Genomic DNA, 24,303 nt, shown 5'->3' with positions numbered 1-24,303 from the left:
CACCTCTACCCCGCGTTCTCCTTTGTTTTTTTTTTTTAAACACCCGCGCCCCCCGCGATCTCCCCACCCTGCTTCTCGTCGGCGGCGTCGGTTGTGTAAAAGGGCCTTAGCTACCCCCTTAACCCGCCGCAGCTACAGGGTAATGTGGTGGATGGCTTCCTGTTCGGTAGCCGGCAGGGCTTCTGCGAGCATTTCGCCTCCGCGTTTACTGTATTGGCGCGGGCTGCCGGGATGCCGGCGCGGGTGGTGGTGGGGTTTCAGGGCGGGGAGTTCAACCCGAACGGTGGATTCTGGTTGATCCGCTCTTCGGATGCCCATGCCTGGAGCGAGGTCTGGCTGGCTGGCCGCTGGCAGCGGGTCGATCCTACCGCGCTGGTGGCGCCACAGCGTAGTGCCGATGGTATCGAGCAGACCTTGCCGGCTGCCGCTCCGGCCATGCCGTTGCTGGGCGGACGCCCGCCGCTATGGCTACGCTGGGCGACGCAGCAGTGGCAGGCGGCCAACTTTGGCTGGCAGCGCTGGGTCGTGGGCTATGACGCGGAACGCCAGCTCAGCCTGTTCCGGCAGCTGGGGCTGGATGGCGTGTCGGTGCGGGCGGTACTGTTGCTGCTGGTCGGCGGTATGTTGCTGGTGATGCTGCCGCTGGTGTGGTGGCTGTTGTGGCGCCGGCAGCCAGCGCAGACGCCTCAACAGCAGGCATGGCAGCATTTGCTGCGCCGTTTGCAGCGGGCAGGGATTCCGGCGCTGGAGAGTGATACGGCCAGTCAGTTGCAGGCCAAGGCACAGGGGTTGGCCGCAGAAGAGGGGCATCAGCTTGAGGCGCTGCTGCAGCTGTGGCAGCGCTGGCAGTATGCGCCGCAGCCCCCCGTAGATGCCGCGCGGCAATGGCGTCAGTTATTGCGCCGTTTTCGTCCGCGTCGCCCACGCTGAAAACAAAACCGCCGGCAGGGGCCGGCGGTGTGGGGCAGCAGGCGGATGATCAGATCAGGAAGTCCTTGGTCACGCCACGGCGACGCAGGATGCGGCGCAGATGCTCCAGCCCTTCGATCTGGATCTGCCGCACCCGCTCGCGCGTCAGGCTCAGCGCACTGGCCAGTTCTTCCAGCGTGCAGACTTCATGGCCGTTCAGCCCGTAGCGGCGTTCGATCACCATGCGTTGTTTGTCGGTGAGCTGGGCCAGCCATTCATGCACAAAGTGCTCGATCTGGGCATTGTGCAGCTGGATATCCGGTTCTTCGTGCTGTTCGTCGGGGATCGACTCGCCAATGGACAGCATCGGGTCGATGTCCAGCGGCGCATCCAGCGAGGCCATGCGCTCGTTCAGGTTGAGTACCTTGCGTACTTCCTCGACGGTCTTGCCGGTCAGGTGGGCGATGTCCTCGATCGACGGCTCCCGCCCCATCTGGCTTTCCAGGTGGCGCGAGGCGCGTAGATAGACATTGAGTTCCTTGATGACATGCACCGGCAGGCGGATGGTGCGCGACTGGTTCATGATCGCGCGTTCGATGCTTTGGCGAATCCACCAGGTGGCATAAGTTGAGAAGCGGAAGCCGCGCTCCGGATCGAACTTTTCCAGCGCGTGCATCAGGCCGATATTGCCCTCTTCGATCAGGTCGAGCAGGGCCAGGCCGCGGTTGATGTAGTGCTTGGCGATGTTCACAACCAGCCGCAGGTTGTGCTCGATCATCTTTTGCCGGGCAGTGAAGTCACCCTGCACAACGCGCCGGGCCAAGGCGACCTCCTCGGCCGGCGTCAGCAGGGCATTGCTGCCGATATCGTTGAGATAGATCTGGGTGACATCCGCGATCTCCTCGTATTCCTTGGCTGCGGCAGCTTCCTCGGCTTCTTCCGCTTCGGCACGCAGGCCGGTTTCGGCTTCTTCGTCCAGTACTTCTTCCAGCAGATCCAGTTCGTCGCTCATGATCTTCCCCCGCTTGCGTTAGGACTCAAGACGGGGTTAGCCGTCAGGAGTGCTGTTCCAGGTACTTGCTTGGGTCTACGGGCTTGCCGAGTTGACGGATCTCGAAGTGAAGCTTGACCTGATCCGTATCGGTACTGCCCATTTCGGCGATCTTCTGCCCTTTTTTGACCGTCTGGCCTTCCTTTACCAGTAACTGGCTATTGTGGGCGTAGGCGGACAGGAAAGTTTTGTCGTGGCGCAGGATGATGAGCTTGCCATAGCCACGCAGACCGTTACCGCTGTACACCACCTTGCCATCGGCAGCCGCAACCACGGGTTGCCCCGCCTTGCCACCGATATCCAACCCTTTATTCTGATCAGAGAAACCTCTGATCACGCTACCCTGGGTTGGCCAGCCCCAGACTGGACCTGTCGCCTTGACCTTGTCACCGGCAGCATTGTTGTCTGTTGCTGGCACGGACGCGGAGGCATCTGTTTTCGGCGTTGCCGTCACAGTTGCCGGCATGTTGACCGGGGCAGGGCTGGCTGTTTTGCCGTTACCTTCACTCAGGGCCGGGAGACTCTTGCTGGCCTCTTCCGAATAGGGCAATTTCAAGGCTTTCGGATAGCGCTTGATTTCTACCCCGTCTGCTGCTGCGCCAGAGGGCGCTTTGGCAGAGGCCGGCATTTGCCCGGTAGCCGGCCTGCTTTCAATCGGTTTACCTTCTACTGCGGCAGCCTGTGCCGAGGCGCTGGCGGTTCCAGGTGGGGTCAGGCGCAAGACCTGGCCAACCTTGATATTGAAGCCTTCCAGATTGTTCCATTCGGCCAGGTCCTGGTAGCGCAGGCCATTGTTTACGGCAATGCGGTATACCGTCTCGCCTGGCTGCACTGTATGGGTTGCCTGTCCGCCTGCTATTGCCCGTGGGCGAAGGCTGCCGCCAATGGCCATTGCCTGTGTAGTCGCCTTGCTGCCATTGCTGGCTGCTACTGCCGCAGCTGGCTGGCTTTGGCTGGCGCTGCCCAGAACAGAGGGTTGGCCGCGAACAATCTGGGCCGGCGTATCTTGTTGCAATTGTGCGCAGGCACTTAGCAACAATGCGCCCAATAGTGGACTAAAACGAGTAATTTTTTTAGTTAGCGAATTGTTATGCATTGTTGTCAGTTTATATGCCAGCATTCCATACAAAGTAAATTGTCTGACAAAGCTGATTGAACGGGGTGTTGCGTTTTTGCCTTGCATCACTGCTTGCCCGGGAGCAGGGGCACGAATTTTGCGGCTTCCAGTTTGGTCTTGCGCATGCCGTCTGCGGTTTTCTCATACAACCACAGGTGCTGTTCCTGGCTATCTCCTACTGGCAGGATCAGCCTGCCGCCATCGGCTAGCTGCTCCAGTAAGGGTGTCGGAACCTGGCGTGCCGCAGCGGTGATGATGATGCTGTCAAAGGGCGCGATGTCAGGCAGACCGAGATGTCCATCGCCGTGTACCAGCCGGGCATGAACCAGCTTGGCATTGCGCAGGTTCTGTCTGGCTTTGTCCAGAATGCCGGCCAGACGTTCAATGGAAAATACCTGTGCTCCGGTTTTCAGCAGCACTGCTGTCTGGTAACCGCAGCCGGTGCCGACCTCCAGAATCTTGCCGGCAGCGGCTTTGCCTTCCAGCAGTTTTTCGGTCATGCGTGCGACCGTCAGCGGTTGCGAGATCGTCTGACCTTGGCCGATAGGCAAGGAAACATCGTCGTAGGCGCGAGTCGCCAGCGCCTGGTCGATGAACAGGTGGCGGGGGACCTCAAACATGGCGGCCAACACGCGTTCATCGGCGATGCCTTGCTGGCGCAGGCGCTCCACCATGCGCATGCGGGTGCGTTCCGATACCATGCCGTAGTTATTGCCTGCAGCTACTAGGGGTTGAGCCATGTCTTGATTGCACCCAGTTGGTCGCGGGCTGTCAGATCGATCATCAGCGGCGTGACTGACACTTGTTTGCGGCGGATGGCGTTGAAGTCGGTGCCGTCTCCGGCATCCTGCTCCGGACCGACCGGCCCGACCCAGTACACGGTTTCACCGCGCGGGTTCTGGGCGCGGATAACCGGCTCGGCCATGTGGCGGCGGCCCAGACGGGTCACTTCAAACGCTCCCAGCTGGTCCGGGGGAAGGTCCGGGACGTTGACATTCAGCAGCATCGGACTGGCAAACGGTTTGGCAATGAAGCGCTGCACCAAGTCGCTGGCAACCCGGGCGGCGCCATCAAAGTGATTGTTCTTGCCAGCCAGTGACACGGCAATTGCCGGAATGCCCAGTAGAAAGCCTTCTGTCGCGGCTGCCACGGTACCGGAATAGAGCGTGTCCTCGCCCATATTGGGGCCGTGGTTGATGCCGGAGATGACCAGGTCCGGGCGCTGTTCCAGAAAGCCGGTGACGGCGACGTGAACGCAGTCGGTTGGTGTGCCGTTAACGTAGTAGAAACCGTTAGCGGCTTTTTTCACGGATAACGGGCGATCGAGTGTCAGCGAGTTGCTGGCCCCACTGCGATCGCGTTCAGGAGCGACGACTACTACATCGGCCAACTTGCTCAGGCTGGCAGCCAGCGCCGCCAGGCCGGGGGCAAAATAGCCATCATCATTGCTGATCAGAATTCTCATGTCGCCCTTCCATTCAGAATGGCTGATTGTATCTATCTCCGGGCGTGGCGGGAACCTTATGCCGCAAGTGAAACAGCCCGCCATGCGGCGGGCTGTTCTTTGCGGTGCTTAACGATAGTAGCGCTGGCTGAATTCCAGCATCCGCTCGATCGGTAGGCGCGCGGCATCCATTTCCGCATCGCTGAGGTAGTCGATGCGGGTGCCGATGCCCTGCTGGGCGCGCTTCACTGCCTCGATGGTATTCATCTTCATGTACGGACAGGAGTTGCACTGGCAGCCGGCATAGATCGGGGCCTGGCGAATGTCCAGGTCCGGGCGGGCAAGGCGCATGTTGTAGAGAATGCCGTCTTCGGTGGCGACAAAAATCACATCTGTCACGGCGCCGGTGTAGGCTTTAACCCAGTTGAGCATGCCGGATGTGGAGCCTACGTATTCGGCACGCTTCAATACCGGCAGCGGGCTTTCCGGGTGCGCAATCAGGTGGGCCGGGCTGCTGCTGGCGCTGAGTGCTTCGTCAAGGGCGGCTTCGTTGAACTTGTCGTGAACTTCGCACACGGCAGACCACAGCGGCATGTTGTAGCCGTACTGATGGTTCAGATAGGCGCCCATATTGCGATCTGGCGAGAAGATCACCTGTTTGCCCTGCTCGTAAAGGTGGGCGATGATGTCGTCCACATTGCGGCTGGTAACGATCCAGTCGGAAATGGCTTTGTGTGCCGCCGACGAGTTGATGTAGGACACGTGCACATGGTCGGGGTAGCTCTCGCGCCACTGTTGCAGTGCCGCGACATCCGTCTGGGTGACCAGCGAACAGGTGGAGCCGGCATCCGGCAGGATGACTTCTGCCTGCGGATTGAGAATCTTGGCGGTTTCCGCCATGAAGCGGACACCGGCAAACACGATGATGTCGGCGTTGGATTCGCGGGCGAACAGGGATAGTTCCAGGCTATCGCCGACCTTGTCGGCCATTTGCTGGATTTCAGGCTGAGTGTAGTAGTGGGCGAGGGTAACGACGCGTTTGCTCATGTGCTGCTCCCGGCTGGGACGGCCTCGGTAAGTCGGGGTTATCGTTTGATGCGGCGCAACATTATGGCGCCGCCAAACTGGAAAGATTAGCAATAATAGACAGGTGGCGCTACTGTCGAACGTCGCTTGATGCGGTTGGCAAGTCGTGTCCAACGCGGTCAGCCGATAGTCATCGCCATTATCGGCCGTGGGTTTGGCTGCTTGTGCTCGTGCGGCCAACTGACTCGTTTTGCATCGGAAATCACCATCATGAAGCCGCATTATCTGACGCCGCTGTTCTCTCCCCGCAATGTTGCCGTGATCGGTGCCAGCGATACACCGGGGTCGGTCGGGCAGGCCGTGTTTGCCAACCTGCTGGCGGGTAATTTCCAGGGCAAGTTGTATCCGGTCAACCTCAATCACAAAGTGGTGGGCGGTATCCCGGCCCAGCCGTCGGTACGCCTGATCGAAGGGCCGGTGGATATGGCGGTGGTGACGACCGCCTTGCGCAGCCTGCCGGGTATCGTCAAGGACTGTGGCAAAAAAGGGGTGAAGGGCATCCTGCTGGCCAAGGATTTTGCCGACTCGGAGGCGCAGGAACGCGCCGCACTGGTCGAGGCACAGTCGATTGCCAAGCACTACGGTATTCGCATACTTGGCCCCAATGTGCTGGGGCTGATGCGGCCGGTAGCCGGCTTCAATGCCAGCAACTACAACAGCCGGGTCAAGGCCGGCAACCTGGCGCTGGTGTCGCAGTCATCGGCGCTGTGTACCGCGATGCTGGATTGGGCCGACAGCAAGGGCATCGGTTTTTCTAGTGTGGTATCGGTGGGCGAGGCGCTGGACGTCGAATTCGGCGAGATACTTGATTACCTGGTGGCTGATAACTTTACCCAGGGCATTCTGCTGCATGTACATCATGTGCACGATGCGCGGCGCTTCATGAGCGCCCTGCGGGCCGCGGCCCGCACCAAGCCGGTGGTGGTGGTGAAGTCGGGGCGCTACGAGGACGATGTCACCGGCCTGACCCACTCATCCAATCTGGTGGAAAGCGGTGACGTGTTCGATGCCGCACTGTCGCGCGCCGGTGTGCTGAGGGTGTCCACCATTGCCCAGTTGTTTACTGCCGCCAAAGTGCTGGCGGCCAACTATCGGGTGCAGGGCAAGCGGCTGGCGATTGTGACTAACGGCATCGGTCCCGGGGTGCTGGCGGCGGACAGCGCTTATATGTATGGCGTGGAACTGGCCAAGTTGTCCGATGCTTCCATGGCGCTGCTGAATGATGCCTTGCCCGCCAATTGGTCGCACGGCAACCCGGTGGACATCATCGGCGATGCCAGTCCGGTGCGTTTCCGTACCGCGGTCAAGGTGTGTCTGGACGATCCGAATGTCGACGGTGTGCTGGTGATCTTTACGCCGCAGGCCGGCACCGATCACCTGACCACCGCGCAGCTGATGGTGGGGTTGCAGCGGGAATCGAGCAAACCGATGTTCCTGTCGTGGCTGGGTGATGCCAAGGTGTCGGAAAGCCGCGAGCTGTTCTCCAAGGCCAAGTGTGCGCATTTCCGCGCGCCGGAATTCGCCATCGAGGTGTTCCGTAACCTGTCTTCCTATCACCATAACCAGCAGATGCTGCTGCAGACTCCGGCGCCACTGGAAGGAGCGCAGGTGCTGCCGGACGTCTCCAGAGCTCGTGCCGTGATCGCCGCGGCCAAGCAGCAGGGGCGGGCGGTCTTGTCTGAGCGGGAAAGCAAGGATGTGCTGGCGGCGTTCAATATTCCGGTCAATCCGGCGCGGCTGGCACGCGACGCGGATGAAGCGGCAAGGTTGGCCGCAGACATCGGCTATCCGGTGGTGCTGAAGATCGACTCTCCAGACATCATCTACAAGTCCGATGTTGGTGGCGTGGAATTGAATATCGCCAACGAGCCAAGTCTGCGCGAAGCCTATGCGGCGATTCTGGCGCGCGCCAAGGCGGCGCGGCCGGATGCGCGGCTGGAAGGTGTGTCGGTGCAGTCGATGCGCAAGCGCCGCAATGCGCGGGAGTTGATGGTGGGGGTGACCCACGACGCGTCATTTGGACCGGTGATTACCTTCGGTGCCGGTGGCATCGCGGTGGAGGTGATGCAGGATCGGGCGCTGAGCCTGCCGCCGGTCAACCACTATCTGGTGGAGCGCATGATCGACAAAACCCGTATCGGTCAGATACTGGGGCCATTCAAGAACATGCCGGCAGTGGACATGGAGGCGCTCAAGAGCGTGTTGCTGCATGTGTCGGAGCTGGTGTGCGAATTGCCGGAAGTGCGCGAAATGGACATCAATCCGGTGATGGCCGATGAGCAGGGGGTGTTGGCGCTGGATGCCCGCATCATCATCCAACCTTTGCCGGCGCGCAGCAAACCGTATGGCCACATGGCGATCATGCCGTACCCGATGCACATGGTGCATTGCTCGATGCTGAAGGATGGCACGCCGGTGATTATCCGCCCGGTGCGGCCGGAAGATGCGTATATGCAGCAGGAGTTTGTGCGCAACCTGTCGGAGGAAAGCCGTTACAACCGCTACATGTCAAGCATCAAGCAGCTGTCGCAATCGATGCTGGTGCGCTTTACCCAGCTGGATTACGACCGCGAGATGGCATTGGCGATGATCCATGAGTCAGAAGGCGTGGAAGAGCAGCTGGCAGTGGCGCGCTATGTCACCGATCCGGACAACGAAAGTTGCGAGTTCGCGCTGGAAGTGGCCGATCACTGGCAGGGCAAAGGGATCGGCGCCATTCTGATGAATGCGCTGTTCGATGCCGCGCGCGAACAGGGGCTGAAAATCATGGTGGGCGAGGTGCTGGCCGGCAATAAAGGCATGCTCAAACTGATGACGCGTCTGGGCTTTAGCGTGCAGGTGCACCCGGAAGACAGGGCGTTGACGATAGTGACCAAGAACCTGTTGCCGGAGCCCGCCGCGACGCCGGCCCAATAAGCACTTGCGGCGTAAGGGAAAAATGCCATAGAATCGGGGGCTTTTCTACGAATCCGAATTTTTGAGGATAATCGACAATGGTAGTTATTCGCCTCGCCCGCGGCGGTTCCAAGAACCGTCCGTTCTACAACGTAGTTGTTACCGATTCCCGCAACCGTCGTGACGGCCGCTTCATCGAGCGTCTGGGCTTCTACAACGCCGTAGCCAACGACAAGCAGGAACGTGTTCGCCTGGCCATGGACCGCGTGAACCACTGGATCGGTGTTGGCGCGCAAGTGACCGACGCTGTTGCCAAGCTGCTGAAAGAGCAGTCCAAAGCTGCCTGATTTGTCTTTAGGCCAGCAAGGAAGCAAGGCGCATGCGTGACGCAGATCTAGTGGTAATGGGGTTCGTCCGCGGCGCCTTTGGTGTTCGTGGCTGGGTGAAAGTCCAGGCAGACACCGAAAATACCGACAGTCTGTTCGACTACCCGCAGTGGTGGTTGAAGCAGAAAAACGGCGAATGGAAGGCTTTTACTTTCGAAGACGGTGCCGTCCAGCCCAAGGCGCTGGTGGTGAAGTTCGAGGAAGTAGATGACCGCGATGTGGCGGAAGCCATGCGTGGCATGCAGGTAGCTGTTCCGCGTGAACAGTTGCCCAAGCCTCCGGCGGATGAGTATTACTGGATTGATTTGATTGGCCTCGAAGTGGTCAACCGCGAGAACATCGTGTTGGGCAAAGTAGCCGACTTGATGGAAACCGGTGCCAACGACGTTCTGGTTGTCCGTGGTGAAACGGATGAGCGGCTGATACCTTTTGTGTCGGATTACATTGTCGATGTTGATCTGGCCGCAAAACGCATCACCGTGGACTGGGGCCTGGATTATTAATGCAGCTTGATGCCATTACGCTGTTCCCTGAGATGTTCGATTCGCTGACCCGCTTCGGGGTAACCCGGCGGGCACTGGAACAGTCGATCTGGCAGTTCGGCGCCTGGAATCCGCGCGACTTCACTACCGACAATTACCATACCGTAGATGATCGCCCTTACGGCGGTGGGCCTGGCATGGTGATGATGGTAGAGCCGCTGGAAAAAGCCATTGCCGCGGCGAAAGCCCGGCAGTCGGCGCAAGGTGTCGAGCAAAGCCACGTTATTTATCTGTCACCGCAAGGTGGCCGGCTGACGCACTCCAAGGCGGCGGAACTGGCACAAAAGCCAGGGCTGATCCTGCTGTGCGGCCGCTATGAAGGTATTGACGAGCGCCTGATCGACAGCGAAGTCGACGAAGAAATCTCGGTTGGGGATTATGTGCTATCCGGCGGCGAATTGCCTGCGATGGTGTTGATGGACGCGGTGCTGCGTTTGCTGCCCGGCGTGCTCAACGATGCGCAGTCCGCCTATGAAGATTCGTTCGTGAACGATCTGCTGGATTGCCCGCATTACACTCGGCCGGAAGAATATCGTGGTGTGCGTGTCCCGGATGTCCTGATGTCCGGCAATCACGCCATGATCGCCAAGTGGCGGCTGAAGCAGTCTCTGGGGCGCACTTTCGAGCGCCGTCCCGATCTGCTGGCGTCGCGCACATTGACCAAACAGGAATCTCGGCTGCTGGCGGAGTACCAGCAGGAACAAGATTCCGGCAAAAACAAGGAGCATTAACATGGATCTGATCCAGCAACTGGAACAGGAAGAAATCGCCCGTCTGGGTAAAACCATCCCTGAATTTGCACCGGGCGATACCGTTATCGTTCAGGTAAAAGTGAAGGAAGGTAACCGCGAGCGTCTGCAGGCTTACGAAGGTGTGGTAATCGCCAAGCGTAGCCGTGGTCTGAACAGCTCCTTCATCGTGCGCAAGCTGTCTTCCGGCGAAGGCGTTGAGCGTACTTTCCAGACTTTCTCCCCGCTGGTAGCTTCCGTTGAAGTGAAGCGCCGTGGTGACGTACGTCGCGCCAAACTGTACTACCTGCGTGGTCGTACCGGTAAGTCGGCACGTATCAAGGAAAAACTGGTTCGCAAGTAAGCCGTTATGGTTTGACTTGTCGTACCCTGAAAGCGCCAGCAACTGCTGGCGCTTTTTTCATGTCCAACGTTGGCCGCATAGATGACGGTAGCCGCTTCTCTCTATCTCGACGCATTCCTCGACACCTTGTGGCTGGCAGATAATCTGTCTGCCAATACCCTGGCGGCTTATCGCCGTGATCTGCAACGGCTGGAACAGGCATTGCAGCCGTATGGGCATAACCTCGACACCGCCGATACCCCGGCGCTGGAGCAGGTGATGCTGCAGCTGATCGAGACCGACAAGCCCGCTACCCGCGCCCGGCGCCTGTCAGCTGCCCGCCGTTTTTACCATTACTTGTGTCAGCAGAAGCTGCGGGCCGATGATCCAACCGTGCATCTGCAGGCTCCCAGGTTGGGCTTGCGACTACCAGGTTCGCTGTCGGAGGGGCATGTCGAGGCCTTACTGGCGGCGCCGGACGTGGACACCACACTTGGGCTACGTGACCGTGCGCTGATCGAAACCCTGTATGCCACCGGGCTGCGGGTCAGCGAGCTGGTCGGGTTGACGCTGCCGCAGTTGCATCTGAATGAGGGCTATGTGCGCATCATCGGCAAGGGCAACAAGGAGCGGCTGGTGCCGCTGGGCGAGCTGGCGGAAGGCTGGTTGCGACGCTACCTGGCAGAAAGCCGGCCGCTGATCATGGGGGCAGTGCGCGGCGATGACCTGTTTGTCAGCAATCGCAAGCAGGCGATGACGCGGCAGATGGCCTGGCACCTGATCGTCAAGTACGGCCGTCAGGCGGGGATACCGCCTCTGTCGCCGCATACCTTGCGTCATGCCTTTGCGACACATCTGGTAAATCATGGTGCCGATTTGCGTGTGGTGCAGCTGTTGCTGGGCCATGCCAGCCTGTCTACCACTCAGATTTATACCCACGTGGCGCGCGAACGGCTGAAGGCGCTGCATGCCATGCATCATCCGCGTGGTTAACTGGTGCTGGCCGCGACTCCCCTTGGTTTCAGCATGTTGCGGCCAACGTTGGCCGCAAAAAAACGCCCCGCTAAGCGGGGCGCTGTTTTATGAATGGACAGTTCAGACCATGGCTTCGGCTACCTCGCCGAAACTCAGCGCGACCTTGCCTTCGTCGTCCAGATCGACAGTGACTTCGCCGCCATGCGCCAGCTTGCCGAACAGCAGCTCGTCGGCCAGCGCCTTGCGGATGGTGTCCTGGATCAGGCGTGCCATCGGGCGGGCACCCATCAGTGGATCGAAACCATTCTTTGCCAAGTGCTTGCGCAGCTCGTCGCTGAAATGGATGTCCACTTTCTTGTCTGATAGCTGGTGCTCCAGTTGCATCAGGAACTTGTCCACCACCTGCAGGATGATGGCTTCGTCCAGCATGCGGAACGGGATGATGGCGTCCAGGCGGTTGCGGAACTCCGGACTGAACAGCCGCTTGATGTCAGCCATCTCGTCCCCGGTCTGCTTGCTGCCGGTAAAGCCGATCGAGGCCTTGGATAGCGACTCGGCGCCGGCGTTGGTGGTCATGATGATCACCACGTTGCGGAAGTCCGCCTTGCGGCCGTTGTTGTCGGTCAGCGTGCCATGATCCATGACCTGCAGCAGCACATTGAAGATATCCGGATGCGCTTTCTCGATCTCGTCCAGCAGCAGCACCGCATACGGATGCTTGTTGATCTGCTCGGTGAGCAAGCCGCCCTGCTCGAAACCGACGTAGCCCGGAGGCGCACCGATCAGCCGCGATACTGCGTGACGCTCCATGTACTCGGACATGTCGAAGCGGATCAGCTCCACGCCGAGGAAGTAGGCCAGCTGCTTGGCCACTTCGGTCTTGCCCACCCCGGTCGGACCGGAGAACAGGAAGGAGCCGATCGGCTTTTGCGGGTTGCCGAGGCCGGAGCGCGACATCTTGATGGCCGCGGCCAACGCCTCGATGGCTTTGTCTTGGCCGAACACTACGCTTTTCAGATCGCGGTCCAGGTTCTTCAATACATTGCGGTCGTCGCTGGAGATGGTCTTGGCCGGAATGCGCGCGATCTTGGCAATGATGTCCTCGATCTCGCCCTTGTTGATCACCTTCTTCTGACGCGACTTGGGCAGGATTTTCTGTGCCGCGCCGGCTTCGTCAATCACGTCAATGGCCTTGTCCGGCAAATGACGGTCATTGATGTAGCGGGCGGACAGCTCGGCTGCGGTAGACAGCGCGGCCAACGTGTATTTCACCCCGTGATGTGCCTCGAAGCGGCTCTTCAGCCCCTTCAGGATCTCGATAGTCTGTTCTACCGATGGCTCCGGCACATCGATCTTCTGGAAGCGACGGGAGAGTGCGCTGTCCTTCTCGAAGATGCCGCGATATTCGCCATACGTCGTGGCGCCAATGCAGCGCAGGCTGCCATTGGACAGCGCCGGCTTCAGCAGGTTGGACGCATCCAGCGTGCCGCCGGATGCGGCGCCAGCGCCGATCAGGGTGTGAATCTCGTCAATGAACAGGATGGCGTGGCTGTCTTCGGACAGCTGCTTGATCACCTGTTTCAGGCGCTGTTCGAAGTCGCCGCGATACTTGGTGCCGGCCAGCAGCGCGCCCATGTCCAGCGAATACACGGTGGCGCGGGTCAGTACCTCCGGTACTTCGCCAGCCACGATACGACGCGCCAGCCCTTCGGCAATGGCGGTCTTGCCCACGCCGGCCTCGCCGACCAGCAGCGGGTTGTTCTTGCGACGGCGGCACAGAATCTGGATCACGCGCTCGACTTCGTGCTCGCGACCGATCAGCGGATCGATCTTGCCGTCACGGGCCTGCTGGTTCAGGTTCTGGGTATAGTTTTCCAGTGCGCCACCCGGCGAGCCGCTGCCATCCTCGTTCTCGTTCTCGCCGCTGTCGTGGTGATCCTGGCTGCTCGAGCTGGAGGAAGGCTTGGAGCTTTGCTTGGTAATGCCGTGGGAAATGAAGTTCACCACATCCAGGCGCGAGATACCCTGCTGGTGCAGGTAGTACACGGCATGCGAATCCTTTTCGCCGAAAATGGCGACCAGGATGTTGGCCCCGGTGACTTCCTTCTTGCCGGAAGACTGCACGTGCAGGATGGCGCGCTGGATCACGCGCTGGAAACCGAGCGTGGGTTGGGTTTCCACGTCGGCATCACCCGGTACGGTGGGGGTGTGTTCGTCGATAAAGTCGGACAGCTGTTTTTTCAGCTGCTCGAGATTGGCACCGCAGGCACGCAGGACTTCGGCCGCAGACGGGTTGTCGGTCATCGCCAAGAGCAGGTGCTCAACGCTGATGAATTCATGCCGCTTGCGCCGTGCATCCATGAACGCCATGTGCAGGCTTACTTCCAGTTCCTGGGCAATCATCAGTTTTCCTCCATGACACACTGCAGCGGATGCTGGTGCGTCTGTGCGTGCTGCAAAACTTGTGCAACCTTGGTGGCGGCGATGTCTTTGGTGTAAACACCACAAAGACCCCTGCCTTCATTGTGGACCTGCAACATCACGCGGGTGGCTTTTTCCGCGTCCATGTGGAAGAAGTGCTGCAACACCTCTACCACAAAATCCATCGGGGTAAAATCATCGTTTAGTAACAAGACCTTATACAGAGGCGGCGGATTCGCCCGGACTTTTGTAGCCTCTGTTGAAACATCATCCTTGTACTGCGTAGACATGGGAGCCTTCTGCGAATTCGCGCTCAATTCAATTTTGGTTCGGGCAAGGGCTTTTTCAAGGTCTGCCGCTTTCTATTGCATTGTCTTGACGTTGTCACAGCCAGAGCGTAGAACTGCAGTCGGTGTTCCGCTGTGACGTGTCAGCCGTATGTATTACTGTACCTGCTGCTGCGCGCAAGCTCTCAATAATTTGCAGGCCTCACCAACCTGCTACCGTCTACTTGAGGTTTAGTGACACATGGCAACTGGTATCGTTAAGTGGTTCAACGACGCTAAAGGTTTTGGTTTCATCACTCCGGATGAGGGTGGTGAAGACCTGTTTGCACATTTCTCCGCAATCAATGTGCAAGGTTTCAAATCGCTGGCTGAAGGTCAGCGTGTAAGCTTCGAAGTGACCCAAGGCCCGAAGGGCAAGCAAGCGTCCAATATCCAGAAGGTGTAATCGCGTTACGCGGTTTTGCCTGCAAAAACCCGCATCGCCAGATGCGGGTTTTTTTATTGTCCCAATGCGCCGCTGGCGTGCAGCCGGCCAATCGATGGCGTCTGCAACTGCCGCTGTAGCGCCAGCAGGGTGACGATGCCGACTACGGTCAGTACCAGCCACGGCAAGGCCGGCAACGCCATGCTACGTGAAATATCCAGCAGCCAGCCGCCGCCCAGGTAGCCGGCGGCACCGCCCAGTGCCAGGCCCAGCCGGCTGGTGCCGGTGTAGCTGGCGCGAGCCTCGCTGCTGGCCATGCTGGCGAGCAGCGTCTCGCGTGCCGGTTCGGTAATCAGCGAGCCGATATAGAACAGCGCCAGGACTGCGAAGGCCATCACCGGCTGGCGAATCATGCTCATCAGCAGCAGGCTGAAACACATCAGTCCAATACCGCACAGAATGCGCCCCGCTGGCGTGAAGTGCCGCTCGCCGATGCGCGCCAGGGGGTAGAGCAGGCTTAGCGACAGCACGGTTTCCAGTGCAAACATCCAGCCCACCGCCTGGTTGCTGCCGGTCAGTTGCTTCAGCACGACCGGCACCAGCAGCATGATCTGTACGCCCAGCGCGTAGTAGCCGCTGAGGGTCAGCACCAGCTGCATGTAACGGCGATCGGCCAGTACCGTGCGCATCGAAGCCAGCGGCGAGCTGCGGCGGGCGGGAACGCGATAGCGCGGCAGTAGCCACAGGGTGGCCGCCGCGGCCAACACGAAGATAGCGCCGCCTCCCATACCCACCCCCCAGAAGTCGAAATGCAGCAGCCAGGAGCCAATCATGGCGCCGGCGACGCCGGCGGCACTCTCGACCATCATCAGCAGCGCGTAGAAGCGGCTGCGCTCGGACGGGCGAGTCAGCTTGAGGATCAGCGCCGAGCGCGGCGGATCGAACAGTGTGCCGCCCAGCCCTGACAGCACACAGGAAAATATCAAGAGCGTCGCGCTTTCCGCTTCGGCCATGGCGGCGAAACCGGCCGCGCGCAGCAGCATGCCGCCCACGATCAGCGGTCGGGCGCCATAGCGGTCAGCCAGCGAGCCACCCAGCAGCCCCAGCCCCTGTTGCAACAGCTGGCGAATGGCCAGTGCCAGCCCGACGGCCGCCGCGGCCCAGCTCATCTGGTCGACAAAATGCAGGCTGATCAGCGGAAACACGATGAAAAAGCCGAATACCACCAGCGCGGTGTCGAGAAAGATGAAATAGCGCCCCAGTCGTCGCGCCTGTGCCATGCGTGCCATGATCGCCCCATTCCCTGAATTGGTGCCCTATTGTCATGGTGGGCTAGCTATCATAGAAGCCGTTAACAGCTAATAATTACTATTGGATTTTATTATGGCTATTTCGATGGATGACCTGGCGCTGCTGCTGGATATCGTTGCCTGCGGCAGCTTCAGCCAGGCGGCGGCCAGGCGTGGCTGGTCGCAACCGCAGGTCAGCCAGCGCATTGCCGCGCTGGAGGCCGATATTGGCGCGCAGCTGTTTCTAAGGCACCGTCGCGGAGCCGTGGCGACGGCGGCCTGCCAGGCCTTTCTGCCGGCGGCGCGTAGCGCGCTGGAGACGCTGGAAGTTGGCCGCAAGGCGGTGCAGGGCGCACCGGCGCTGCCGCGGCTGACGCTGGCCTGCCTGCCGTCGCTGGCCTCGGTGGTGTTCGGGCCGGTATTGCTGGCGCTGGCCGAGGCACCGTTCGAAATCCGCTGCAGTACCGATCATTCTCCGACGATCATGGAGTGGCTGCTCACCGGTACCGCCGAGGTGGGGTTCGTGCTGAAGTGCCCGCCGATGGCCGGTATCCAGATGGAGCGTATCTGGCGTTCGCCGATTGTGCCGGTGGTGCATAAGAGCCATCCGCTGGCCCGCGCCGGCAGCTTGACGCTGGCCGAGGTGGCCAACCAGCGGTTGGCGCCACAGTTCTGGGGCGATGGCTGCGACGAGTTGCTGGCCTTGTTGCGGCCGCATCGCACGGTCAGTTGGCCGCTGCACGCGGTACAGCCGGCAGTGGCGGCGCGCGAGCTGGCGATGGAACATGGCTTTCTGACCTTCACACCGGAGGTGACGGTAAAACGGGATTTGCGCGAGGGACGGTTGGTGAAGCTGCAGATCAGCGACCTGCCGTTGTGGCAGTGGGAAGTGATGATGGCATGGCGCGCCGGCAAGCGCGCGGATGCGCCCAAACAGCAGGTACTGGACACGGTGCGGGCAATGGCGCCGGACTGGGCATAGCGGCGTGCGGCCAACGTTGGCCGCAAGGCTGTAAAGCACAAGGCCCGCACTGCGGGCCTTGTGCTTCGTCACGGCATGGCTTACATCCGCGCGATCATCGCATCGCCGAAGGCGGAGCAGCTGATCTCGGTGGCGCCGTCCATCAGGCGGGCAAAGTCGTAGGTGACCTGCTTGTCGGCAATCGCGGCTTCCATCGAGTGGATCACCAGGTCGGCGGCCTCCTTCCAGCCGAGGTGGCGCAGCATCATCTCGGCGGACAGGATCAGCGAACCCGGATTCACCTTGTCGAGGCCGGCGTACTTCGGCGCGGTGCCGTGGGTGGCTTCGAAGCAGGCGTACTGGTCGGAGATGTTGGCACCGGGGGCAATGCCGATGCCGCCGACCTGCGCCGCCAGCGCATCGGAAATGTAGTCGCCGTTCAGGTTCAGCGTGGCGACCACATCGTATTCGGCCGGGCGCAGCAGGATCTGCTGCAGGAAGGCGTCGGCAATGACATCCTTGACGACGATGTCGCGGCCGCTGTGCGGGTTCTTGAACTGGCACCACGGGCCGCCGTCAATCGGTTGGGCGCCGAATTCTTCCTGCGCCAGCTTGTAGGCGACATCACGGAACAGCCCCTCGGTAAACTTCATGATGTTGCCCTTGTGCACGATGGTCACCGAGCGGCGGTCGTTGTCGATGGCGTAGCGGATGGCGGCGCGTACCAGGCGCTGGCTGCCCTCGATCGACACCGGCTTGATGCCGATGCCGGAAGTTTCCGGAAAGCGCATCTTTTTCACGCCCATCTCGTCCTGCAGGAACTTGATCACCTTTTGGGCACCGTCGGACTGTGCGGCCCATTCGATGCCGGCATAGATGTCCTCGATGTTCTCGCGGAAGATCACCATATTGACCAGCTCCGGCTGTTTCAGCGGCGAGGGCACGCCGCGGAAGTACTGTACCGGCCGCACGCACTGGTACAGATCCAGCTCCTGGCGCAGTGCCACGTTCAGCGAACGGATGCCGCCGCCCACCGGCGTGGTCATCGGCCCCTTGATGGAGACCGAGTATTCCTTCAACGCATCGAAGGTTTCTTTCGGCAGCCACTCGTCCGGGCCGTACAGGCGGGTGGATTTCTCGCCGGCATAGACCTCCATCCAGTGGATTTTTTTCGTGCCGGCATAGGCTTTGGCAACGGCGGCATCAACCACCTTGATCATCACCGGGGTGATGTCGATGCCGATGCCGTCCCCTTCGATGAACGGAATGATCGGGTTGTTCGGTATCGGCTGCCCCGGCACGATTTTCTGCCCGCCGGCCGGCACCTTGATATGGGATGCAGTCATCGATGACTCCTTTGTTGTTGAGCGATGGCGTGGCAAGCCGCGCGACGGCCCGGTCTATGGCCGCGGCAAAAAGGCGGCTCCTGCTTGTTATTGTTAGTTCAAGGTTGGCCGCAGCGGTATCGGAGTTAACGGTGGCCGTTACCGGGCATGCTGCCGGGCGGCGACTGGCAGGCACAAAAAAACGCCAGGGCAATGCCCTGGCGTTGTCGGGTGCGGAAGGCCGGGCCGCCGTGGCGGCCGCTTTCCTGTTACGGCGATTTAGGCGTTGACGTTGGCCAGCGCGGCGTTGAAGGTCGCGCTCGGACGCATTACCGCCTCGCACTTGGCTCGGTCGGCCAGGTAGTAACCACCGATGTCCACCGGCTTGCCCTGTACCGCCTTCAGCTCGGCCACGATCTGCTGCTCGTTGTCAGCCAGCGTCTTGGCCAGCGGCGCAAACTGGGCGGCCAGTTCGGCGTCGGCAGTCTGTGCGGCCAACTCCTGTGCCCAGTACATGGCCAGATAGAACTGGCTGCCACGGTTGTCCAGCTCGCCGGTCTTCGGCGACGGGCCCTTGCTGTTGTCCAGCAGTTTGCCGGTAGCGGCATCCAGGGTCTGGGCCAGGATCTTGGCCTTGTCGTTGCCGGTTTTCAGGCCGAGGTCTTCCAGCGATACCGCCAGCGCCAGGAATTCGCCCAGCGAGTCCCAGCGCAGGTGGTTTTCTTCTACCAGCTGCTGTACGTGCTTCGGTGCGGAGCCGCCGGCACCGGTTTCGTACATGCCGCCACCGGCCATCAGCGGCACGATGGACAGCATCTTGGCGGAGGTGCCCAGTTCCATGATCGGGAACAGGTCGGTCAGGTAGTCACGCAGGATGTTGCCGGTTACCGAGATGGTGTCCAGACCGCGGATCACGCGCTCCAGGGTGTAGCGCATCGCGCGTACCTGCGACATGCACTCGATGTGCAGGCCGGTGGTGTCGTGATCCTTCAGGTAGCGCTTCACCTTCTTGATCAGTTCGTTTTCGTGCGGACGGTACGGGTCCAGCCAGAAGATTGCCGGCATGCCGGAGTTGCGGGCGCGGGTCACGGCCAGCTTCACCCAGTCGCGGATCGGGGCATCTTTTACCTGGCACATGCGCCAGATGTCGCCCTGTTCCACGTTCTGGCTCAGCAGCACTTCGCCGGTGGCCAGGTCAACGATATTGGCCACGCCGTCTTCGGAGATCTCGAAGGTCTTGTCGTGCGAGCCGTACTCTTCGGCTTTCTGTGCCATCAGGCCAACGTTCGGTACGGTGCCCATGGTCTTCGGATCGAAGGCGCCATGCCATTTGCAGAAGTTGATCATTTCCTGATAGATGCGGGCGAAGGTCGATTCCGGCATTACCGCCTTCACGTCCTTCAGGCGGCCATCGGCGCCCCACATCTTGCCGCCGTTGCGGATCATCGCCGGCATGGAGGCATCGACGATGATGTCGTTCGGCGAATGGAAGTTGGTGATGCCCTTGGCGGAGTCCACCATAGCCAGTTCCGGACGATGCTCGTGGCAGGCGTGCAGATCACGTTTGATCTCGTCCTGCTTGGATTGCGGCAGGGTGGCGATCTTGTCGTACAGGTTGGACATGCCGTTGTTCACGTTCACGCCCAGCTCGTCGAACAGCTTGCCGTGCTTCTCGAAGGCTTCCTTGTAGAAAATCTTCACGCAGTGGCCGAACACGATGGGGTGGGACACCTTCATCATGGTGGCCTTCACATGCAGCGAGAACATCACGCCGGTTTTGTGTGCGTCTTCGATTTCCTTCTCGTAGAACTCCAGCAGCGCCTTCTTGCTCATGAACATGGAGTCGATGATCTCGCCTTCCAGCAGCGATACCTTCGGCTTCAGCACGATGGTCTGGCCGCTCTTGGTCACCAGCTCCATCTTCACGTCGCGGGCGCGATCCAGGGTCATGGACTTCTCGCCGTGGTAGAAGTCACCGTGGTGCATGTGCGATACGTGGGTGCGCGATGCCTGGCTCCACTCGGCCATGCTGTGCGGGTGCTTGCGCGCGTATTCTTTCACCGCCTTGGGGGCGCGGCGGTCGGAGTTGCCTTCACGCAGTACCGGGTTCACCGCGGAGCCCAGGCACTTGCTGTAACGCGCCTTGATGGCTTTCTCTTCTTCGGTGGCCGGGTTTTCCGGATAGTCCGGTACGGCATAGCCCTTGGACTGCAGTTCCTTGATGCAAGCCTGCAGCTGGCCAACGGAGGCGCTGATGTTCGGCAGCTTGATGATGTTGGCGTCCGGGTCCTGCGTCAGGCGACCCAGCTCGGCCAGGGTGTCCGGCACTTTCTGTGCGTCGGTCAGATAATCGGGGAACTCGGCCAGTACCCGGGCGGCTACGGAAATGTCGGCAGTATCGACATTGATGCCGGCAGGGGCGGTAAAGGTACGGATGATCGGCAGGAAGGCGCTGGTTGCCAGCGCGGGCGCTTCGTCGGTAAGGGTGTAGATGATGGTCGGCTGTTCCGAAGGCATTACGCTATCTCCATGATTATCTTGTGACGACATAACGATGGCACGGGGGGCTTGCTGTGCGGGATGACAACCCGTGTCGACGCGGGGAAAGACTCAGGAAAGGCGGGCTCTGGGTTCCGGCGGCTTGTGGCGTACGCTGAACGGAGATGCCCGCGGACTCTCGGGCGGCTTTTCAGATGCGAATTATACCTCGCCGCAGCCGTTCTGTTCGACGCACATTCGAACTTTGATGTCGTTTTGGCAGTGAACGCTTGTTCGAATCTGAATTGTGTTGCGGCGCGGCGACGACGGCAGCCTCCTATTCCGTCGCGCTATAGCAGCTATGGTGGTTTTGTGTTCTTAAACGAATGTTTGAATTCGCCGTTTTCCCCGCCTGCTCGCCAGGTAAACGGCGGGGTGACCGGGGCTTGCCGTCGTTTGTTATCATCGCGACATTCGTTTATTGCCGTGACTCGCCATGCCTCAACTCATCCTGCTCAACAAGCCGTACGGTGTCATCTGCCAGTTTTCCGACCACCCGCTGCACCCGACGCTGAAGTCGTGCGTGTCGCAAGCCGGTGTCTATCCGGCCGGCCGGCTGGATACCGATAGCGAGGGCCTGCTGCTGCTGACCGGCGATGGCGAACTGCAGCATCGCATCAGCGATCCGCGCTGGAAGCAGCCGAAGACCTACTGGGTGCAGGTGGAAGGGCGGCCGGACGAGGACAAGCTGGCGGCGCTGCGTGCCGGCGTCGATCTCGGTGACTTCGTTACCCAGCCGGCCGAGGTGCGGGTGTTGCCGGAACCACCGGCACTGTGGGAGCGCAAGCCGCCGGTACGCTTTCGCAAGACGGTGCCGGATACCTGGCTGGAAATCATCATCAGTGAAGGCAAGAACCGCCAGGTGCGGCGCATGACTGCCAAAGTGGGGTTGCCCACCTTGCGCCTGGTGCGGGTGGCTATCGGCCCGTGGCGGCTGGACGACCTGCAGCCGGGCATGCAGCGCAGCATCGAGGTTTCTCTGGCCGATCTGCCGCGCCCGCGCCATGCCAAGCCCGCCGGGCCGGCCCCGGCGCGGAAGGACCCGAAACCGCAGGCAGTGCCGAAAGCTGCACCGACGCCAGCGCCGGCGCCGCGCTTCCGCTTTGCCAAGAAGAAGTGACGACCACTGATTGACGGCGTGATGGCCGGGGTGCCGCTTGCGGCGGCAGACAGCGGGCTCATCCCGATCCATAGTGGATAGTCCGGCCTGCGTTGCCGACGCGGGCGCAAGCGAGGTGACGCGATGCAGATCCCCGAATACTACAACCCGGTGGCGCGCGAAATTGCCCAAGCATTGGTGGAGGGCTTCGACCGCCATTACCGGCTGTTTCGCCACACTAGCCGGCAGGCCAAGCAGCTGTTCGAGGATGCCGACTGGCAAGGGGTACAGGCGCTGGTGCGCGACCGTATCCAGTTCTACGACGAGCGGGTGCAGGAGACGGTGCAGCGGCTGCAGCAGCAGTACCATGCCGACTTGCTGGATGACGAGATCTGGCAGCAGGCCAAGCTGTACTTCATCGGCCTGCTGACCAACCACAAGCAGCCGGAGCTGGCCGAAACCTTCTTCAACTCGGTGTTCACCCGCATCCTGCACCGTGACTACTTCAACAACGACTTCATCTTCATCCGCCCGGCGTTGTCTACCGAGTACATCGAATCCGATCCGCCGTGCTATCGCAGCTACTATCCGGCACCGGGCGGTTTGCGTCGCACCTTGCGCCAGATCGTCACCGATTTCGGCTGGCGGCGGCCGTTTGCCAAGCTGTCGCGCGACCGGGCGCGGGTGATCCGCGCGGTGGATGAGTTTTGCGGCCAACGTTGGCCGCAGGCCGAGGCCAACCTGCAGGTCCAGGTGCTCTCCAGCGCCTTCTACCGCAACAAGAGCGCCTACATCTTCGGCAAGGTGCTGAATGGCGGGCAGGTCTACCCGTTCGCATTGCCGGTGCTGCACGATGGCGATGGCCGGCTGTATCTGGATACCGTGCTGCTGGAGCCGTGGCGCATCGGTGTGCTGTTCTCCTTCAGTCGCGCCTACTTCATGGCCGATATGGAAGTGCCGTCCGGTTACGTGCAGTTCCTGCGCTCGATGCTGCCCACCAAGACCAAGGCCGAGCTGTACACCATGCTGGGGCTGCAGAAGCAGGGCAAGAACACCTTCTACCGCGATTTCATGCAGCACCTGCAGCACTCCAACGACCAGTTCATGATCGCGCCGGGTATCCGCGGCCTGGTGATGCTGGTGTTCACCCTGCCGTCCTACCCCTACGTATTCAAGCTGATCAAGGATGTGTTCGGCGGCCCCAAGGAAGTGGATCGAGCCACGGTGAAGGCCAAGTACCAGCTGGTAAAGCGCCACGACCGGGTTGGCCGCATGGCCGATACGCTGGAGTTTTCCAACGTGGCGTTTCCCAAGGCGCGCTTTACCGGCGAACTGCTGGACGAATTGCGGCAACTGGCTGGCAGCAGCATCGAGGAAAGTGCCGATACGCTGGTGATCCGGCACCTGTACATCGAACGGCGCATGAAGCCGCTGAACCTGTATCTGATGAACAGCGACGAGGCGGAGAAGGAGCGGGTGGTGCGCGAATACGGTGACGCGATCCGCGATCTGGCTGCGGCCAACATCTTTCCCGGCGATATGCTGTTCAAGAATTTTGGCGTGACGCGTTATGGTCGGGTAATTTTTTACGATTATGACGAAATCGAGTACATGACCGACTGCAACTTCCGCCGCATTCCGCCGGCGCCAACGCCGGAAATGGAGATGTCGGGCGAGGCGTGGTACCCGGTGGCGCGTGGCGATGTGTTTCCGGAGGAGTTCGGCACTTTCCTGCTGGGCGACCCGCTGGTGCGGCGGGTATTCCTGCACTACCACCGCGAGTTGCTGGATGCCGGTTTCTGGCAGCACAAACAACAGCGCATCCGTGACGGGTTTATCGAGGACTTCTATCCCTATCCGGTGGAAATGCGCTTCTGCCATCGCTATCCACGCCCGGCCCCGCGCACCGGCGGCGGCTACTGAGCGGCGGAAACGAAAGCGGGAGGCATCGCCTCCCGTTTGGGGTACTGCAGCTGCTCACGCCAGGCCGGCGGTCAGCGGTGGTCGTCAAAATACGCCACTGGGCCGGCGCTGGTCAGGCCGACATGAAAACAACTGTGCTCCGGAAATACCTCGCCGGCATTTTCTGCCGCGCGCACCACTTCGAACAGAACTTCCACCTCCTTGAAATACTTGGTAATGCGGTGGTTGTCAGACAGCCAAGTCTGGATGGCTGCACGTTGCGGGTGGTCGCCTTCTACCGCCAGGACACAGTCAGGGTGGCTGACCAGGCTGATAGCGGGCGGGATGGAGATACCATGGGTATCCAGTTCTTCCCGCACGATGCGGGCAAATTGCGATAACTCCTTGCTGGCACGTTCACGGATACCCGACAGCGGGAGGGCTTCGCCACCGTTGGCGGCACCGAACAGGCGCGCCAGCGCGGAAACTACGGCGTTACCTTCTGCATGCATAATCTTTTTGTCTCCTTTTCTCGGTGGCTCTCGATAAATTTATTGTAGGAAAGCCCGAAAAAATAACCT

21 protein-coding genes and 2 pseudogenes are annotated in these 24,303 nt (G+C 60.6%); 12 read left to right on the top strand and 11 right to left on the bottom strand.

Features of this window, described 5'->3' with window-relative positions; genetic code table 11:
- Positions 1-132 precede the first annotated feature (132 nt).
- Positions 133-354, top strand: a pseudogene (locus HU218_RS17115) (transglutaminase-like domain-containing protein); the annotation flags it as partial.
- A gap of 81 nt (positions 355-435) precedes the next feature.
- Positions 436-930, top strand: a complete 495-nt coding sequence (locus HU218_RS17110) for a DUF4129 domain-containing protein (RefSeq protein WP_343033019.1) — start codon at positions 436-438, stop codon at positions 928-930.
- 49 nt (positions 931-979) lie between these two features.
- Here the strand turns inward: HU218_RS17110 and rpoS are convergent, their stop codons facing one another.
- From rpoS to nadA, 5 genes are all read right to left on the bottom strand, one after another.
- The gene (gene rpoS / locus HU218_RS02485; RefSeq protein ID WP_174873365.1) at positions 980-1,921 is read right to left on the bottom strand and encodes an RNA polymerase sigma factor RpoS; all 942 of its coding nucleotides are present in this window, start codon (positions 1,919-1,921) and stop codon (positions 980-982) included.
- 43 nt (positions 1,922-1,964) lie between these two features.
- A complete protein-coding gene (locus HU218_RS02480; RefSeq protein ID WP_246210701.1) occupies positions 1,965-3,143 on the bottom strand; it encodes a peptidoglycan DD-metalloendopeptidase family protein in 1,179 nt (392 codons plus the stop codon).
- A complete protein-coding gene (locus HU218_RS02475; protein ID WP_246210700.1) occupies positions 3,143-3,817 on the bottom strand; it encodes a protein-L-isoaspartate(D-aspartate) O-methyltransferase in 675 nt (224 codons plus the stop codon). The genes HU218_RS02480 and HU218_RS02475 overlap by 1 nt, the downstream gene beginning before the upstream one ends.
- Positions 3,802-4,542, bottom strand: a complete 741-nt coding sequence (surE, locus tag HU218_RS02470) for a 5'/3'-nucleotidase SurE (RefSeq protein ID WP_174873364.1) — start codon at positions 4,540-4,542, stop codon at positions 3,802-3,804. The genes HU218_RS02475 and surE overlap by 16 nt, the downstream gene beginning before the upstream one ends.
- A gap of 108 nt (positions 4,543-4,650) precedes the next feature.
- A complete protein-coding gene (gene nadA / locus HU218_RS02465) occupies positions 4,651-5,568 on the bottom strand; it encodes a quinolinate synthase NadA (protein WP_174873363.1) in 918 nt (305 codons plus the stop codon).
- 249 nt (positions 5,569-5,817) lie between these two features.
- Between nadA and HU218_RS02460 the strand changes: the two genes are divergently transcribed.
- The 6 genes from HU218_RS02460 (at position 5,818) to xerD (ending at position 11,494) form a co-directional block, all read left to right on the top strand.
- Entirely contained in the window at positions 5,818-8,523 is a 2,706-nt protein-coding gene (locus HU218_RS02460; RefSeq protein ID WP_174873362.1) for a bifunctional acetate--CoA ligase family protein/GNAT family N-acetyltransferase, read from the top strand.
- Positions 8,524-8,600: 77 nt separating this feature from the next.
- A complete protein-coding gene (gene rpsP / locus HU218_RS02455; protein WP_174873361.1) occupies positions 8,601-8,849 on the top strand; it encodes a 30S ribosomal protein S16 in 249 nt (82 codons plus the stop codon).
- Positions 8,850-8,881: 32 nt separating this feature from the next.
- Positions 8,882-9,391: a ribosome maturation factor RimM gene (gene rimM, locus HU218_RS02450; protein WP_174873360.1), complete on the top strand. Its 510-nt coding sequence runs from the start codon at positions 8,882-8,884 to the stop codon at positions 9,389-9,391.
- Entirely contained in the window at positions 9,391-10,161 is a 771-nt protein-coding gene (gene trmD / locus HU218_RS02445; RefSeq protein WP_174873359.1) for a tRNA (guanosine(37)-N1)-methyltransferase TrmD, read from the top strand. Before rimM ends, trmD begins: the two co-directional genes overlap by 1 nt.
- Position 10,162: 1 nt before the next feature.
- Positions 10,163-10,522, top strand: coding sequence for a 50S ribosomal protein L19 (gene rplS / locus HU218_RS02440; RefSeq protein ID WP_174873358.1), 360 nt, complete (start codon positions 10,163-10,165; stop codon positions 10,520-10,522).
- 81 nt (positions 10,523-10,603) lie between these two features.
- Positions 10,604-11,494, top strand: a complete 891-nt coding sequence (gene xerD / locus HU218_RS02435) for a site-specific tyrosine recombinase XerD (RefSeq protein ID WP_174873357.1) — start codon at positions 10,604-10,606, stop codon at positions 11,492-11,494.
- A gap of 102 nt (positions 11,495-11,596) precedes the next feature.
- Here the strand turns inward: xerD and clpA are convergent, their stop codons facing one another.
- A complete protein-coding gene (gene clpA, locus HU218_RS02430; protein ID WP_174873356.1) occupies positions 11,597-13,879 on the bottom strand; it encodes an ATP-dependent Clp protease ATP-binding subunit ClpA in 2,283 nt (760 codons plus the stop codon).
- Positions 13,879-14,187 (bottom strand): ATP-dependent Clp protease adapter ClpS, encoded by a 309-nt coding sequence (gene clpS / locus HU218_RS02425; RefSeq protein WP_174873355.1) that lies wholly within the window; start codon positions 14,185-14,187, stop codon positions 13,879-13,881. The genes clpA and clpS overlap by 1 nt, the downstream gene beginning before the upstream one ends.
- A gap of 238 nt (positions 14,188-14,425) precedes the next feature.
- On the opposite strand from clpS, the gene HU218_RS02420 reads away from it, so the two are divergent.
- The gene (locus HU218_RS02420) at positions 14,426-14,629 is read left to right on the top strand and encodes a cold-shock protein (RefSeq protein WP_174873354.1); all 204 of its coding nucleotides are present in this window, start codon (positions 14,426-14,428) and stop codon (positions 14,627-14,629) included.
- Between the two features lie 53 nt (positions 14,630-14,682).
- Here HU218_RS02420 and mdtH read toward each other — a convergent pair whose 3' ends face one another.
- Entirely contained in the window at positions 14,683-15,897 is a 1,215-nt protein-coding gene (gene mdtH / locus HU218_RS02415; protein WP_174873353.1) for a multidrug efflux MFS transporter MdtH, read from the bottom strand.
- A 94-nt stretch (positions 15,898-15,991) separates the two neighbouring features.
- On the opposite strand from mdtH, the gene HU218_RS02410 reads away from it, so the two are divergent.
- Positions 15,992-16,879 (top strand): LysR family transcriptional regulator, encoded by an 888-nt coding sequence (locus HU218_RS02410; protein ID WP_174873352.1) that lies wholly within the window; start codon positions 15,992-15,994, stop codon positions 16,877-16,879.
- Positions 16,880-16,959: 80 nt separating this feature from the next.
- On the opposite strand, the gene icd is transcribed toward HU218_RS02410, so the two are convergent.
- Positions 16,960-18,204 carry an NADP-dependent isocitrate dehydrogenase gene (icd, locus tag HU218_RS02405; RefSeq protein WP_174873351.1) on the bottom strand — a complete coding sequence of 415 codons (1,245 nt, stop codon included), beginning with the start codon at positions 18,202-18,204 and terminating at the stop codon, positions 16,960-16,962.
- A gap of 258 nt (positions 18,205-18,462) precedes the next feature.
- Positions 18,463-20,700, bottom strand: coding sequence for an NADP-dependent isocitrate dehydrogenase (locus tag HU218_RS02400; RefSeq protein WP_174873350.1), 2,238 nt, complete (start codon positions 20,698-20,700; stop codon positions 18,463-18,465).
- A 457-nt stretch (positions 20,701-21,157) separates the two neighbouring features.
- On the opposite strand from HU218_RS02400, the pseudogene HU218_RS02395 reads away from it, so the two are divergent.
- Positions 21,158-21,745 (top strand): annotated as a pseudogene (locus HU218_RS02395) (pseudouridine synthase); the annotation flags it as partial.
- A gap of 219 nt (positions 21,746-21,964) precedes the next feature.
- A complete protein-coding gene (gene aceK, locus HU218_RS02390; protein WP_174873348.1) occupies positions 21,965-23,743 on the top strand; it encodes a bifunctional isocitrate dehydrogenase kinase/phosphatase in 1,779 nt (592 codons plus the stop codon).
- Between the two features lie 71 nt (positions 23,744-23,814).
- Here aceK and HU218_RS02385 read toward each other — a convergent pair whose 3' ends face one another.
- A complete protein-coding gene (locus tag HU218_RS02385; RefSeq protein WP_174873347.1) occupies positions 23,815-24,234 on the bottom strand; it encodes a hypothetical protein in 420 nt (139 codons plus the stop codon).
- Between the last annotated feature and the right edge of the window lie 69 nt (positions 24,235-24,303).

It is taken from the genome of Vogesella oryzae (assembly GCF_902829295.1).
Lineage (GTDB): Bacteria > Pseudomonadota > Gammaproteobacteria > Burkholderiales > Chromobacteriaceae > Vogesella > Vogesella oryzae.
Note: the sequence above shows the minus strand (reverse complement) of the source record. Positions and strands in the feature narration are given on the sequence as shown.